Source organism: Massilia sp. YIM B02443 (assembly GCF_030411955.1).
In the GTDB taxonomy this organism is placed as follows: domain Bacteria; phylum Pseudomonadota; class Gammaproteobacteria; order Burkholderiales; family Burkholderiaceae_D; genus Telluria.
In genome coordinates this window covers 1-1,708 of sequence record NZ_JASNRA010000061.1, presented here as the reverse complement: position 1 = coordinate 1,708, position 1,708 = coordinate 1, and the positions used below count along the sequence as shown (strand labels likewise).

General features: G+C 57.7%; 3 protein-coding genes. All 3 read left to right on the top strand.

The window, feature by feature from the left end; translation table 11 throughout:
• The first annotated feature begins 234 nt into the window (after positions 1-234).
• Genes QPK27_RS25150 through QPK27_RS25140 form a run of 3 tightly spaced genes read left to right on the top strand, consistent with a single transcriptional unit; the run spans position 235 to position 1,634 of the window.
• Positions 235-729, top strand: coding sequence for a type VI secretion system tube protein Hcp (locus QPK27_RS25150; RefSeq protein ID WP_290420879.1), 495 nt, complete (start codon positions 235-237; stop codon positions 727-729).
• Between the two features lie 12 nt (positions 730-741).
• On the top strand, positions 742-1,236 hold the full coding sequence (locus tag QPK27_RS25145; RefSeq protein ID WP_290420878.1) for a hypothetical protein: 495 nt from the start codon (positions 742-744) through the stop codon (positions 1,234-1,236).
• Between the two features lie 2 nt (positions 1,237-1,238).
• Complete coding sequence (locus QPK27_RS25140; RefSeq protein WP_290420877.1) at positions 1,239-1,634, top strand: hypothetical protein; 396 nt, start codon at positions 1,239-1,241, stop codon at positions 1,632-1,634.
• The last annotated feature ends 74 nt before the right edge of the window (positions 1,635-1,708 follow it).

Here is a 1,708-nt window from a genome sequence, read left to right as displayed (position 1 = left end):
TATCCAGCTGAGCTACAGCCGCCCGAGGCACGCATTATAGCAGCATGTGCCGAATTGGCAAATGGCGTTTCAGCGGTTGTCGGCATGTGACGGCTATTGCTGTCAATCCAGTTCCACAATTCAATGGTGCCAGGCGCTTGCGCAGTGTCAGTCCAAGTCATTGTGCATCGCCAAACCGCTGAGTCGGACGTGGGCGAAGAATGGTCGACATATCAACCATCTGGAGTACGGGACATGGCAATCGACGTCTATCTGCAGATCGACGGCATCAAGGGGGAGTCGAGCGATTCGACCCACGCCGGCTGGATCGAAGTCAGCCAGGCGCAGTGGGGCATGACGCAACCGGTCGGCGCGCCGGGTTCGGCCACGGGCGGGCGCACCACGGGCCGCAGCGAATACCGCACGCTGTCGCTGGCCAAGTTCGCCGACCTGGCGTCGCCGCTGTTGATGCAGCACTGCTCGAACGGCAAGACCATTCCAAAAGCGAAGCTCGAGTTCATGCGCGCCGACGGCGACGGCAAGCGGGTGCGCTACTACGAGGTCGAACTGGAGAACGTGCTGGTCGGCAGCATGGAGCAGATGGTGGGCGAGGGCAGCATCCTGCGCGACCATATCGCACTGCACTTCACCAAGGTGAAATGGAAGTATTCGCAGCAGAAGATCGGCGGCGGCATGGGAGGCAATACCGCCGGCGGCTGGGATCTGGGTTGCAACAAGTCGTGCGCATGACGGGCTGGCATCATGGCCAATCAACGCGACGATCCGCTACGGCCGATCCAGGACAAGCGCGGTTTTTTCATGCTGCCGCGTTTTCCGAGCGAGTCCGGGTATTACAACTACGGGCTGATGGACAAGAAGCCGGACCGGGGTGGTTATCAGTATCCGCATCCGATCATGATGCAGGCTATTCTTCGCGTGGCGCTGGAGTGGCAAAGTATCGACCGGCGCCGTGTCGGGATCGGGAATATCAGCCGTGCCGACCGGTTTGACGACAATGACCACGACACGCATCTCGGCGGGCTTCAGGTGGATGTTCGGCCCGTGCGTAAAGATGGCCTGGAGCTTCCTGTCGTTTGGACGGACAGGCAGTATGACCGGGACGCGACCGCCAGATTGATCGGGCTGTTCCGCACGTTCTCTCCGGTGAAGCTGATTTATTTTAACGATGCCAGCATCCCATTTGTCAGGCCAGCACTAGGGCATGACAACCATTTCCACGTAGCCCTGATCGGATGAGCATGCGCAAATTTACTTTGTTGATTCTTATCGTCGCTTGCCAATCGGCTGGCGCTGATGAGGCCGATAAAAAACGTCCTGAGTTGAACGAGTGGAATGCGGTGCAGGCAAGCTACAAGATCCACTCTGGCGGCACTGCCTATTCGGAGCTTCCCACCAAGAATGACAGCGCACTGACGGTTGTGTTCAGGGATGAAGCTGCCAAGCTGATAGTCGACCAGATTGGGCCTGATGCCAAAGAGGTTTGCAATGACACAGCAGGGAACCGCGTGCGGCAGAAAAAGGGAGTCTATTGTTCGTACACTGCGCGTCTGGAAAACCCTGCGAACTCGCATTACCGGTGCTGGATCGGAATCGATTTACGTACTGGAGACGGTAGCGTGCGGGTAAGCTGCTGAGTTGTCTTGTTGCAGGAAGCGTAGCGGTGCCGCAAAAGAAAAATGGCTCAGAATTTCTTCTGAGCCATTCTCTT

Coding starts and splice junctions, on each gene's coding strand:
- QPK27_RS25150 (WP_290420879.1), top strand. CDS start 235: ATGGCAATCGACGTCTATCTGCAGATCGACGGCATCAAGGGGGAGTCG.
- QPK27_RS25145 (WP_290420878.1), top strand. CDS start 742: ATGGCCAATCAACGCGACGATCCGCTACGGCCGATCCAGGACAAGCGC.
- QPK27_RS25140 (WP_290420877.1), top strand. CDS start 1,239: ATGCGCAAATTTACTTTGTTGATTCTTATCGTCGCTTGCCAATCGGCT.